Source organism: Pseudonocardia sp. ICBG601, assembly GCF_020496245.1.
Genome location: NZ_JAHLJA010000123.1, coordinates 1 through 11,486, shown reverse-complemented (window position 1 = coordinate 11,486; position 11,486 = coordinate 1). Strand labels below are relative to the sequence as shown.

The following is an 11,486-nucleotide window of genomic DNA, read 5'->3' as shown; positions in this document are numbered from 1 at the left end:
GGTCACCCCCACCCGCAGGACGCCGCCGCGCCGGGGGGCTCCGGCCTCACGGGCCGTCGGCCGACCCGCCGCAGCCGGCCAGGAAGGCGCCGCGGCCAGGCCTGCCGCTCCGCCCAGCAGGCGGCGCCGGGTGAACCCGCCGCGCGCCCTGTGGGGCTGGTCATGAACGTGTCTCCCTCAGAGGGCCCCGGTCGCGCCGGGGCCGCGGTCTCGGGCCCATCACGTCGAGGGGCGGTGCACCTCCTCCCGGCCGATGGCCGCGATCGACCGGCCCGCGTGCTCCGGCTCGCCGGGTGTGACGAGCGAGTCGAGAGCGGCCGCGACGTCGTCGGGGAACGGTGCGGTCCCGCCGGGGCCGACGTGCAGGCACATCAGCTCCTCGGTCGCCCGCAGTCGCCCGTCCACGTGCAGCTCGTGCCACAGCCGCCGCCGCTTCGCGTCCCGGCCCAGCACTCGGGTGCGGACCTCCAGCGCGGCGGTCCGGGCCGATCTCGCGCAGGTACCGGACGTGCCCCTCGACCGTGTACAGCGAGCAGCCGGTGGCCTCGCGGTACCCGGAGTCCATGCCGGTCCGGTCCATCAGTGCGGTCGTCGCGTCACCGAACACGAGCACGTAGTACGGCTCGGACAGGTGGCCGTTGTAGTCGATCCACTCCGGACGGACGGTGTCGGTGTGGCGCAGCTGCTCAGGCACCGCTCCTCCGGCGGCGCGGGCCGCGGCCACCGCGCGCCGGACGGCGATGACCGCGCGGCTCGCGCTCGGCGTACGAGCGCCGAGCTCGCCATCGGTCGCCCACCCGCGGAGACCTCGGCGCCGGCGACCATGTCGTCGCGCAGCTCCCGGGTGAGCTCCGGGGCCTCCAGGCGTGTCCACGGCGCCTTCAGCGACGGTCTGAAGTGGTCCAGCATGTGCGCCATCCCGCCCCGGCCCCCGGCCAGGTGGAAGGTCAGGCAGGGCCGTGCACCGGCCAGCGCAGCCCCGGGCCGTCGGTGATCGAGCGGTCGATCTCCTCGGGGGTGGCCTCGCCCGCGGCGACCATGTGCAGCGCCTCGCGCCAGATCGCCTCCTGCAGGCGGTTCGCGATGAAGCCGGGCAGCTCCCGTTCCATCTCGATCACCGACTTGCCGATGTGCCGGTAGAAGTCCGCGGCCCGCGACGCCGCCCAGGCCGCGGTCCGCTCCCCGCCGACGACCTCGACCAGCGGGATCAGGTAGGGCGGGTTGAACGGGTGCCCGACGACGAGCCGGTCCGGGTGCGCCGCGGTCGTCGCCATGTCGGTCATCGGGAACCCCGAGGTCGACGACGCCACCACCACGTCCGGACCGGCCCCCACCGCGGCGTCGGCCAGCTCGGCCAGCAGGGAGCGGCGCTTGAGCGTCAGGTCCTCCGGGGCGCTCTCCTGCACGAAGTCCGCGCCCGCGACGGCCTCGGCCGCGGTCGGGAACATCGTCAGCGCGTCCTGGTCGGCGCCCTCGGCCAGCCCCAGCTCGGTGAGCGCCGGCCAGGCGGCGTCGACCACGGCGCGCAGCGTCTCCTCGGCGTCCGGGGCGGGGTCCCAGGCCCGGACCCGCAGCCCGCGGGCCAGGAAGTACGCCGCCCAGCCCGCGCCGATCACCCCGGCGCCGATGCAGGCGACGGTCCGGATCGCGGAGACGGGCCGGAGGTCGGGCTCGGACTCGGTGATGGACACGGACTCGGTCTCGGCTCAGACACCGGCGCGCTCCTTCAGGCCGAGGATCGCGCGGGCGCGGTCCGGCGTCGCGACGCTCGCGCCGAGGTTCTGCACGATCTCCACCGCGCGCTCGGTCAGCTGCTCGTTGGTCGCCTTCACCCCGCGGAGAGGTAGAGGTTGTCCTCCAGCCCGACGCGGGCGTGCCCGCCGGCCAGCACCGACTGCGCCACCCACGGCAGCTGGTCGCGCCCGATCGCGAACGACGCGAAGTTGGCGCCCTCGGGCAGCAGGTTCACCTCCGCCGCCAGCACACCCGGTCGGCCGGGGCGCCGTAGGGGATGCCCATGCACAGCTGGAACAGCGCCGGGGCGTCGATCAGACCCTCATCGACCAGGACGGTGGCGAACCACAGCTGTCCGGTGTCGAAGATCTCCAGCTCGGGCTTCACCCCGAGCTCCTGCACCCGCCTGGCCCCGGTGCGCAGCATGTCCGGGGTGGAGACGTAGAGCTGGTTGCCCTCCCCGAAGTTCAGCGAGCCGCAGTCCAGCGTGCAGATGTCGGGCAGCAGCTCCTCGACGTGCGGGAGCCGCTCCAGGGCGTTGACGAGGTCCGTGCCGTCGATCGGCTTGAGCGGGTCGTCGGCGTCGATCACCAGGTCGCCGCCCATGCCTGCGGTCAGGTTCAGCACGACGTCGACGCCGGAGTCCCGGATGCGGGTCACTGTCTCGCGGTAGAGCTCCACCGCCCGCGACGGGCTCCCGGTCTCCGGGTCGCGCACGTGGATGTGCACCACGGCGGCCCCGGCCCGGGCCGCGGCGATCGCGTCCGCGGCGATCGCGGCCGGGGTGACGGGCACGTGCGGGCTGCGGCCCACCGTGTCGCCGGCCCCGGTCACCGCGCAGGTGATGATGACGTCACGGTTCATCCGATCTCCGTTCGTTCCGTGCCTGCCGGCGCCGCGAGCACGGCCCGGTCGATGAAGTCGTGCAGCAGGGCGCGCATCCGGTCGGTCCCGGCCCGCGGGGTCATCGCCAGCACCTGGATGCCGAGCCCGTCGATCAGCGCGGTGAGCTGGTCGGCCAGGGCCTCGGTGCGGCCGGACACGAACACCCCGGCCGCGGCGCCCTCGGCGATCGTCATGGCGATGCTGCGGTACCAGCGGTCGTAGGCGTCCCAGTACAGCGCGCGCCGGGCCGGGTCGATCGCCGACTCCGCCCACACCTGGATCCAGATCGACCACTCGCGGCGCAGCAGGGCGCCGTCGGGGAGCTGCAGGTCGATCAGCCGCAGCAGCCGCTCGTGCGGGTGGGCGATCGTGTCGAGCTCGGCGACCTGGCGGTCGAAGGCGAGGCGCACGTTGTGCCGCAGCGCGGAGTCGAGCAGCTCCGAGCGGGTGGGGAAGTGGTAGTGGATCGCCGCCGGGCTGGTCCCCGCCGCCCGCGCGACGTCGGCGGTGCGGACCCGGTGGTAGCCGTGGTCGGCGATCAGCTCCCAGGCCGCGTCGAGGATCCGGCCACGGGTGCCGTGGGCCCCGCCGGGCTCGCGTCCGGTGTCGGGCTCGGCCGCCGCGGCGGCGGCACCGGTGGGGACCGCGGTCCTGGCCCGGGCGCCGTCGCGGCCGTGCAGCAGCCGCGCGACCGTCTCACCGGTGACCTCGGCGATGCGGACGAGCTCGTCGGCGGCGAAGCGGCGACGCCCGGCGAGGGACTTCGACAGCTTGGTCTCCTCCAGCCCGATCGCGGCCGCGAACCGGCGCTGGGTCCAGCCGTCGCGCTCCAGCAGGGCGCGCACCCGTCCGGCCACCGCGTCCTCGGCGGTCCGGGTGGCACGGGGGGCGGTCACCGGGCGACCGTAGGCCCTGACTTGCGATATGCGCAAGTACTGATCTCTGATCGTCGCAGCGTACGACGTTGTTTCGTAGGCGTTACCGGTTGTAGGACCAGTTCGCGGGGCTTCTCGCGGAAGCGCTTGCGCGGCACGGTGCGAGCGGTAGGGTCGGCGTCTCACCCGACGGCGCCGTGGGGCGCGGGGGACGTGGCAAGGGGGACCATGCGTTCGCTGGACGAGACCGGGATCTGGGCCGACGGGATCGAGGGCGTGGAGGTCCCCGGCTACGACCGGGCCGCCGTGGGGCGCGGGATCGTCCACATCGGCGTCGGTGGGTTCCACCGCGCGCACCTCGCGATGTACGTCGACGCGTTGCTCGCGTCCGGCGGGGCGCCGGAGTGGGGGATCTGCGGGGTCGGCGTGCTCGCCGCCGACGACCGGATGCGTGACGTGCTGGCCGCCCAGGACGGGCTGTACACGCTCGTGCTGAAGGAGGCCGACGGGACGCTGACGCCCCGGGTGGTCGGGTCGCTGGTCGACTACCTCTACGCCCCCGACGACCCCGAGGCCGTCATCGAGCGGATCGCCCACCCCGACACCCGGATCGTCTCGCTGACGATCACCGAGGGCGGCTACGCGATCGACCAGAAGACCGGCGAGTTCGACCCGGACTTCCCCGGCATCCGCGCCGACCTGGACGCGATGGCCGCCGGCTCCGCCCCGACCGGGGCGTTCGGGCTGGTCGTCGAGGCGCTGGCGCGTCGCCGGGAGCGCGGCACCGGCCCGCTCACGGTCATGAGCTGCGACAACATGCAGGGCAACGGCGACGTCGCCCGCCGGGTGTTCACCGGTGTCGCGCAGCTCCGCGACGCCGGGCTGGGCGCCTGGGTCGCGGAGTCGGTCACCTTCCCGAACTCGATGGTCGACCGGATCACCCCGGCCACCGCCGACACCGACCGCGAGGCCCTCGCCGAGCGCTTCGGGCTGCGCGACGGCTGGCCGGTCGTGTGTGAGCCGTTTCACCCAGTGGGTGCTCGAGGACCACTTCGCCGCGGGCCGCCCGGAGTTCGAGCGGGTCGGGGTCCAGCTCGTCGACGACGTCGTCCCCTACGAGTTCATGAAGCTGCGCCTGCTCAACGCCACCCACCAGGCGCTCGGCTACCTCGGCTACCTCGCCGGGCACCGCTACGTGCACGAGGTCGCCCAGGACCCGACGTTCGCGGCGTTCCTGCGGTCCTACATGGACGACGAGGCCACCCCGACGCTACGCCCGGTGCCCGGCATCGACCTCGACGCCTACAAGGACACCCTGCTGGAACGCTTCGCGAACCCGGGTGTCGCCGACACGCTGATGCGGATCAACTACGGCAGCTCCGACCGGATCTCGATCTTCCTGTTGCCGGTGGTGCGCGAGCAGCTGGCCGCGGGCGGGCCGGTCGCGCGGGCGGCGGCCGTCGTCGCCGGGTGGTGCCGCTACGCCGAGGGCACCGACGAGCAGGGCCGCGAGATCCCCCAGCAGGACCGTCTCGCCGAGGAGATGACCGCGCTGGCCCGCGCCGAACGGGAGACCCCCGGGTCGTTCCTGTCCCACCGCGGGGTGTTCGGCGGCCTCGGCTCCGACGAGCGGTTCGCGGGCGCGTTCCGGACCGCGCTGGAGTCGCTGTGGTCACGCGGCGCGGCGTCCACCGTCGCGGACCTGGCCTGAGCCGAGCCGATGAGATCCGGGCCGGGCCGCGGTCCTACCTCCGTCACCTCCGTACCGGACCTCGGGAGACCACGGTGGGCACCATCGACGTGCACGAGTTCATCAGCCTCGACGGGGTCGTGTCCGACCCGTCGTGGACGGCCGAGTACGGCTTCCCCGACGCGATGGGGGAGGCGATCGGCCGGCTGACCGACGCGGCGATCCTGCTCGGCCGCACCACCTACGAGATGTTCCACCCGTCCTGGTCGGCCCGCGGCCACGACGTCGAGTCCGGCGGGGCGTTCTTCAACGGCGCGCCCAAGCACGTCGTCACCTCGACCCTGGCCGACCCGCTGGAGTGGGAGAACTCACGGGTGCTCGGCCCGTACGACCCGGTGCGGATCCAGCAGCTCAAGGACGCGACCGACGGCGGCATCTACGTCTCCGGCAGCGTCACCCTGGTCCGTGCGCTGCTCGCCGACGGCCTGGTCGACACGCTCAACCTGTTCGTCTACCCGGTGTCGCTCGGGGCCGGGCTGCGGCTGTTCGCCGAGGGCGTCCGGGTGCCGTTGCGGCTGCGCGAGTCGGAGGGCTACGAGAACGGCGTGGTCCGGCTGACCTACGGGCCGCCGGCGGCCTGAGCCGGGGGCGCGTTCAGTCCGGCAGCGCCGCGAAGGACTCCCGGGCGGCCGCCAGCACGTCGCCGTAGACCTGGCGGGCCGCCGGACCCTCCGGGGCGGCCAGCCAGCCGGCGACGGCGACCTGCATGATCGCCATCGCGGCGGCCGCGGCGAGCCGGTGGGCCGTGGTGGGGGTGTCGGTGCCGTCGCGCTCGGCGAGCGCGTCGGCGACGGTCTGCTCCACGGTCCGTCCGACGTGGGCGATCCGTGGGCGCAGCTCGGGGTGGGTGCGCAGCAGCTCCATCTGGCCGTGCCAGGTCGGGCTGGTCGTCAGCGCCTCGGCGACCTCGGCGAGCACCGCCGTCGCGGCCCCGAGCGGGGACGACTCGGGCCGGGCGCGGACCTCGGTGGCGAGCTCGGCGAGGGAGGCGGCGTCCCAGTCGAACAGCACCGCGTCCTTCGACGGGAAGTGGTTGAAGAACGTGCGCGGCGCGACGTCGACGTCGGCGCAGATCTCCTCCACGGTGAACGCGTCCGGGCCCTGGGTGCGGGCGCGTTCCAGTGCCGCGGCGCGCAGCGCCTGGCGGGTCCGCACCTTCTTGCGCTCCCGCAGCCCGTGGCAGCGTGCCTCCTGGTCGGTCAGCATGTCGCCGATCATGCCCGTCCCGCCTCTCCCGCTGGTCCCGGCGCGCGGCTCGCACCCTCGACCCGAGCGGGGAGTGCAGTCGTGCAGTCACTGCAGTGTGCTCGCAGGATCGTGAGCACCGCAAACTACTGCACGACGAGATCCGGCACCGGACGAGGGTCAGCCGTGCGCCAGCAGCGCTGCCCCGATGATCCCGGCCTCGTTGAGCAGCCCGGCCGGGACGAGCTTGGTGCGGGTCCGCACGTAGGGCGACCACTTCTCGAACTTCTTGCTGACCCCGCCGCCGACGACGATCAGGTCCGGCCACAGCAGGTTCTCGACGTGGGTGAAGTAGCGCTGCAGCCGCCCGCCCCACTGCTCCCAGTCCAGGTCCTCGCGCTCGCGGGCGGAGTCGGCGGCGCGCGACTCGGCGTCGAACCCGTCGAGCTCCAGGTGCCCGAGTTCGGTGTTGGGCACCAGCTTCCCGTGGTTGACCAGCGCCGACCCGATGCCGGTCCCGAGGGTCACGACGAGCACCAGCCCGTGGTGGTGGTCGGCGGCCGCGCCGAACTCGGCCTCGGCGACGCCCGCGGCGTCGGCGTCGTTGACCAGCACCGCGTGCCGGCCGGTGACCCGGCGCAGCACCGCGGCCGCGTCGCAGTCGACCCAGGCCCGGTCCACGTTGGCCGCGGTGCGGGTCACCCCGTGCGTGACGACCGCCGGGAACGTGCAGCCGAAGGAGTGACGCCAGTCGAACTCGTCGAGGATCTGCGTGACGGTCTCCGCGACCGCCTCCGGTGTCGACGGCTGCGGCGTCGGGATCCGCACCCGCTCCGCGGCCAGCCGGCCCTTGTGCAGGTCCACCGGGGCGCCCTTGATGCCGGAGCCGCCGATGTCGATGCCGAACCCGAGTGCGTGCTTGCTGCTCACGCGCCCGATCCTGCCAGGGCCGCCGAGACGACGCCGCGCGCCTCGTCCTGGATGCGTGCCAGGTGCTCCGGCCCGCGGAAGCTCTCGGCGTAGACCTTGTAGACGTCCTCGGTGCCCGAGGGGCGGGCGGCGAACCAGCCGGTGTCGGTGAGGACCTTCAGCCCGCCGATCGCGGCGTCGTTGCCCGGGGCGCGGGTGAGCTTCGCGGTGATCGCGTCCCCGGCGAGCTCGGTGGCGGTGACGGCGCCGGCGGCCAGCTTCGACAGCGCCGCCTTGTCCTCCCGCGAGCAGGCGACGTCGGTGCGGGCGTAGGCGGGGGCGCCGAACCGCTCGGTCAGCCGGGCGTAGTGCTCGCTGGGGGTCGAGCCGGTGACCGCGGTGATCTCCGAGGCGAGCAGGGCGAGCAGCAGGCCGTCCTTGTCGGTGCTCCAGGGCGAGCCGTCCCGGCGCAGGAACGACGCGCCCGCGCTCTCCTCGCCGCCGAAGCCGATCTCGCCCGAGCGCAGGCCGGGCACGAACCACTTGAACCCGACGGGCACCTCGACCAGCGTCCGGCCGAGGTCACCGGCGACCCGGTCGATCATCGACGAGCTGACCGCGGTCTTGCCGATCCCGGCGGCGGCGGGCCAGCCGGGGCGGTGGGCGAACAGGTAGCCGATGGCCACGGCGAGGTAGTGGTTGGGGTTCATCAGGCCGCCGTCGGCGGTGACGATGCCGTGCCGGTCGGCGTCGGCGTCGTTGCCGGTGGCGATGGTGAAGGGAGCCGGATCGGATTCCATCCGGGCCCGCAGCGACGCCATCGCGTACGGCGAGCTGCAGTCCATCCGGATCTTCCCGTCCCAGTCCAGGGTCATGAACCCGAACGTCGGGTCGACGGCCGGGTTGACCACGGTCAGGTCCAGGCCCCAGCGCTGCGCGATCGCGCCCCAGTAGTCGACCGAGGCGCCGCCGAGCGGGTCGGCGCCGATGGTGACCCCGGCGTCGCGGATCGCGGCCATGTCGAGGACCTGGTCGAGCTGGTCGACGTAGGTGCCGAGGTAGTCGTAGCGGTGCGCGGCCGCGGCGTCGAACCGGGCGGCGCGGCGCACCTCCTTCAGGCCGTTCTCCAGCAGTTGGTTGGCCCGGTCGGCGATCCAGGTCGTCGCCTCGGTGCCCGCGGGGCCGCCGTCGGGCGGGTTGTACTTGAAGCCGCCGTCGGCGGGCGGGTTGTGCGAGGGCGTGACGACGACGCCGTCGGCCAGGTGCCGGCCGTCGCGCCCGGCATTGGTGACCAGGATCGCGTGCGAGATCGCGGGGGTCGGGGTCAGCCCGTCCCGGGAGTCGACGACGACGTCGACGTCGTTGGCCGCGAACACCTCGGCCGCGGTGCGCCAGGCCGGCTCGGACAGCGCGTGGCTGTCGCGGCCGAGGAACAGCGGGCCGTCGGTGCCCTGGGCGGCCCGGTACTCGACGATCGCCTGACTGGTGGCGGCGATGTGGTCGTCGTTGAAGGTCGCGGTGAACGCCGACCCGCGGTGCCCGGACGTGCCGAACGCGACCCGCTGCACGTCGACCGACGGGTCGGGGTGGGTCGTGGCGTACGCGGCCAGCAGCGCGTCGACGTCGACGAGGTCCTCGGGGCGGGCCGGGGTCCCGGCGCGCTCGTGCACGGTCATGCGGCGATCCTTCCCTCTCGTCGCGGCGCACGCCACCGCCTACCGTTGCGCGGTGTGCGGATCGCGTCGCTGCTCCCGGCCGGCACCGAGATCGCCGGGCGGCTCGGCCTGGCCGCCGACCTGGTCGGCGTCACCTTCGAGTGCGACGACCCGGCGGGGGTGCGGGACCGGGTGCCGGTGGTCGTGGACACCGCGCTGCCGCCCGCCGCGTCGCCGGGGGAGATCGACGCCGTCGTCCGCGAGCGGGCCGTGGCCGGGCTGCCGCTGTACGAGGTGGACCGCGCCCGCCTCGCCGCCGCCGACCCGGAGCTGATCCTCACCCAGGACCTGTGCGCGGTGTGCGCGCTGCCCGGCTCGACCGTCGCGCAGGTGCAGGCCGAGCTGGGTACCCGGGCCCGGGTGCTGTCGCTGGACCCGCACCGGCTGGCCGACGTGCTCGACGTGGTGACCGCGGTCGGCACCGCGGCCGGGGTGCCGGACCGGGCCGGCGAGCTGGTCGCGGGCCTGTCGGCGCGCCTGGACGCGGTGGCCGCCGCGGTGCGGGGCCGCCCGGCGCCGCGGGTGCTGGTGCTGGAGTGGACCGACCCGCCGTTCCTGCCGGGGCACTGGGTGCCCGACCTGGTCACCGCGGCGGGCGGTGTCCCGGTGGCCGCCGCCCCGGGTGGGCGCAGCACCGCGGTCGACCGGGCCGACCTGCCCCCGTGCGACGCCGTGCTGGTCGCGCCCTGCGGGTTCGGGCTCGACGACGCGCTCGCCCAGGCCCGCGCGGCGCTGCCGTGGCTTCCCGCCGGGGTCCCGGTGCCCGCGATCGACTCGGCGTCCTACGTCGTGCGGGCCGGTCCGCGCCTGGTCGACGGGGTGGAGGCGGTCGCGGCCGTGCTGCACCCCGGTGCGGTCCCGGCGCCGCCGCCGGGACGGGTCGCGCGGGTCCGCTGAGCGGGCCTCACTCCCCGGTGCCGGGGCCCAGGCGCCGCCCGACCATCCGCGCGGTCCACGGTGCGACGAGCAGCATCAGGATCACCCGCAGCACCTGCACCGCGACCACCGAGGTGACGTCCACGCCGGACGAGATCGCCGTCGCCAGCACCGCGTAGATCCCGCCGGGGGTGGTCGCGAGGTATCCCTCCAGCGGGGTCATGCCGGTGAGGTGCGACAGCAGCAGCCCCAGCAGGGCGCACAGCGCGACGACGCCCAGGATCAGGGCGGTCGCCAGCGGCAGCACCCGCGCGACGGTGCCGAGCGCGGCCCGGGTGAAGCGCAGCCCGGCCTGCCAGCCGATGACGGCGTAGGCGACGTCGACGATCGGGAGCGGCACCGACGCGTCGAGGGAGAACCCGGCCAGGCTGATCACCAGCGCCACCACCATCGGCCCGAGCAGCGCCCCGGCAGGGACCCGCGCGACCTTCCCCAGCGGGACGCCGACGCCCACGCACACCGCGGTCACCGCGAGCCCGACCCACCACGGCGCGCCGGGGCCCGTGCCCGCGGCGGCCGGGGCACCGGGCGAGGCGCCGTAGACGAACGCGGCGACCACCGGCATCGTCGCGGTGACCAGACCGACCCGCAGGTACTGGATGACGGCGACGGTGCGCTCGTCGCCGCCGAGCTCGCGGCTGATCGCGACCAGCCCGGACGCACCGCCCGCGGTCTGCGCGAGCATCCCGGTGAGCGGGGTGACCCCGCGCTGCAGCCCCATGAGCAGCCCGGACCCATGCTGAGCAGCAGCGTCGCGAGGCTGATCAGCAGCACCGGCAGCCATTCCGCGGCCACCGCTGCCAGGGTGTCCGGTCGGGCGAGCAGGCCGATGACGACACCGATCACCGCCTGGGCGGCTGACGTCGCCGGGCGGGCGACCCGGGTGGGGCCGAGCCCGGACAGCGCGAGCACGGTCGCGACCAGCAGCCCGGCGAACAGGGCGGGAGACGGCACGTCGACCGTGGCGAGCCCGGCGGTCACCAGCACGGTGAGGGCGGCGAGCAACGGCCAGCGCCACCATCCGGACAGCGACGGGCGGGAACTCACCGTGGGATCACGACCCGAGCCTAAATGGTACGGACGTACTGGGGCGCGGTGAGTCCGGACACGATCGTTGTCGTGAGCGAACGATCACCGCTTCCGTCGGAGCGGCCGCCGGGGTAGGACGGACGGGCACGAGGAGGTGCGCCGATGGGAGACACCCCGAGGAACGACACCCGAGCGGCGACGACGGGACTCGGCCCGGTGATCGCGGCGCTGACCGCACCCGGCGGGGAGTTCGAAGCTGGTCGACGCCGAGGTGCGGGGCGTCGCGATGCGGGTCTACCGGCGTGGCCCGCACACCCTGGCCGAGGTGTGGGCGGCGACGGCGGCCCCTGGCCGGGAGCGCACCTTCACACGTGTACCAGGGTGAGCGGCGCACCTACGGCGATCACCGGAGCCTGGTCGCCGACCTGGCCGGCGTACTCACCGGGCGGTTCGGGCTGCGCCCCGGTG

8 protein-coding genes and 5 pseudogenes are annotated in these 11,486 nt (G+C 74.6%); 4 read left to right on the top strand and 9 right to left on the bottom strand.

Translation table 11 applies throughout. The features are described from left to right. Positions 1-219 precede the first annotated feature (219 nt). The 5 genes and pseudogenes from KPL57_RS70370 to KPL57_RS26930 all read right to left on the bottom strand — a co-directional run bounded on the left by KPL57_RS70370 (position 220) and on the right by KPL57_RS26930 (position 3,515). On the bottom strand, positions 220-453 hold the full coding sequence (locus KPL57_RS70370) for a hypothetical protein (RefSeq protein ID WP_308253037.1): 234 nt from the start codon (positions 451-453) through the stop codon (positions 220-222). Between the two features lie 85 nt (positions 454-538). Continuing rightward, a pseudogene (locus KPL57_RS70365) lies at positions 539-607 on the bottom strand (thioesterase); the annotation flags it as partial. Positions 608-700: 93 nt separating this feature from the next. Then, positions 701-1,685 (bottom strand): annotated as a pseudogene (locus KPL57_RS26940) (3-hydroxyacyl-CoA dehydrogenase NAD-binding domain-containing protein); the annotation flags it as partial. 21 nt (positions 1,686-1,706) lie between these two features. Next, positions 1,707-2,598 (bottom strand): annotated as a pseudogene (locus KPL57_RS26935) (3-keto-5-aminohexanoate cleavage protein). Continuing rightward, positions 2,595-3,515 (bottom strand): TetR/AcrR family transcriptional regulator, encoded by a 921-nt coding sequence (locus KPL57_RS26930; protein WP_226353639.1) that lies wholly within the window; start codon positions 3,513-3,515, stop codon positions 2,595-2,597. Before KPL57_RS26930 ends, KPL57_RS26935 begins: the two are co-directional and overlap by 4 nt. 207 nt (positions 3,516-3,722) lie before the next feature. On the opposite strand from KPL57_RS26930, the pseudogene KPL57_RS67420 reads away from it, so the two are divergent. The 3 genes and pseudogenes from KPL57_RS67420 to KPL57_RS26920 form a co-directional block, all read left to right on the top strand. Beyond that, positions 3,723-4,463: pseudogene (locus KPL57_RS67420) on the top strand (mannitol dehydrogenase family protein); the annotation flags it as partial. A 46-nt stretch (positions 4,464-4,509) separates the two neighbouring features. Continuing rightward, positions 4,510-5,205, top strand: coding sequence for a hypothetical protein (locus KPL57_RS67415; RefSeq protein WP_308253036.1), 696 nt, complete (start codon positions 4,510-4,512; stop codon positions 5,203-5,205). Between the two features lie 74 nt (positions 5,206-5,279). Continuing rightward, the gene (locus KPL57_RS26920; RefSeq protein WP_226353638.1) at positions 5,280-5,825 is read left to right on the top strand and encodes a dihydrofolate reductase family protein; all 546 of its coding nucleotides are present in this window, start codon (positions 5,280-5,282) and stop codon (positions 5,823-5,825) included. A 13-nt stretch (positions 5,826-5,838) separates the two neighbouring features. On the opposite strand, the gene KPL57_RS26915 is transcribed toward KPL57_RS26920, so the two are convergent. The 3 genes from KPL57_RS26915 to pgm all read right to left on the bottom strand — a co-directional run bounded on the left by KPL57_RS26915 (position 5,839) and on the right by pgm (position 9,014). Next, complete coding sequence (locus tag KPL57_RS26915; RefSeq protein ID WP_158071490.1) at positions 5,839-6,450, bottom strand: TetR/AcrR family transcriptional regulator; 612 nt, start codon at positions 6,448-6,450, stop codon at positions 5,839-5,841. 159 nt (positions 6,451-6,609) lie between these two features. Beyond that, entirely contained in the window at positions 6,610-7,359 is a 750-nt protein-coding gene (ppgK, locus tag KPL57_RS26910) for a polyphosphate--glucose phosphotransferase (protein WP_075306493.1), read from the bottom strand. Further along, a complete protein-coding gene (gene pgm / locus KPL57_RS26905; protein WP_226353637.1) occupies positions 7,356-9,014 on the bottom strand; it encodes a phosphoglucomutase (alpha-D-glucose-1,6-bisphosphate-dependent) in 1,659 nt (552 codons plus the stop codon). The genes ppgK and pgm overlap by 4 nt, the downstream gene beginning before the upstream one ends. Positions 9,015-9,068: 54 nt before the next feature. On the opposite strand from pgm, the gene KPL57_RS26900 reads away from it, so the two are divergent. After that, positions 9,069-9,950: an ABC transporter substrate-binding protein gene (locus KPL57_RS26900; RefSeq protein ID WP_226353636.1), complete on the top strand. Its 882-nt coding sequence runs from the start codon at positions 9,069-9,071 to the stop codon at positions 9,948-9,950. A gap of 7 nt (positions 9,951-9,957) precedes the next feature. On the opposite strand, the pseudogene KPL57_RS26895 reads toward KPL57_RS26900, so the two are convergent. Further along, a pseudogene (locus KPL57_RS26895) lies at positions 9,958-10,835 on the bottom strand (AbrB family transcriptional regulator). Positions 10,836-11,486 lie beyond the last annotated feature (651 nt).

Excerpts from the sequence above, each read along its gene's own strand:
- KPL57_RS26915 (WP_158071490.1), bottom strand. The coding sequence starts at position 6,450 with ATGCTGACCGACCAGGAGGCACGCTGCCACGGGCTGCGGGAGCGCAAG.
- pgm (WP_226353637.1), bottom strand. The coding sequence starts at position 9,014 with ATGACCGTGCACGAGCGCGCCGGGACCCCGGCCCGCCCCGAGGACCTC.